This window comes from Klebsiella sp. 10982 (assembly GCF_048589245.1).
Lineage (GTDB): Bacteria > Pseudomonadota > Gammaproteobacteria > Enterobacterales > Enterobacteriaceae > Klebsiella > Klebsiella quasivariicola.
The window spans coordinates 1-421 of sequence record NZ_JBMAXV010000149.1; the positions used below are offsets into that span (position 1 = coordinate 1).

General features: G+C 48.5%; 1 protein-coding gene. It reads left to right on the forward strand.

What is annotated here, in order from left to right; genetic code table 11:
* Window positions 1–413 (forward strand): integrase core domain-containing protein (locus tag ACKLKD_RS28020; protein WP_420062021.1); only part of this gene is annotated, 413 nt, incomplete at its 5' end.
* Window positions 414–421 lie beyond the last annotated feature (8 nt).

Consider the following 421-nt stretch of genomic DNA (forward strand, 5'->3'; position numbering starts at 1 on the left):
GCTGGAGTCTGTCAGTACATGCCGATACCGCACTGATAAGCAGTGCCCTGCGGATGGCCTATGAAACACGTGGTCAACCGCGTGATGTCATGTTCCATAGCGATCAGGGAAGCCAGTATACCGGTCTGAAATATCAACAACTTCTCTGGCGTTACAGAATAAAACAAAGCGTCAGTCGGCGGGGAAACTGCTGGGATAATAGTCCCATGGAACGCTTCTTCCGCAGTCTGAAAACAGAATGGGTACCGGTGAATGGTTACGCAGGCAAGGACGAAGCCCGACAGCAAATTAATGGTTACATATTGAACTACTACAACAGCGTCAGACCTCACCATTATAACGGTGGGTTGACGCCGGAAGAGTCTGAGAACAGGTACCATTTTTACTGTAAAACCGTGGCCAATATTACTTGACCACTACA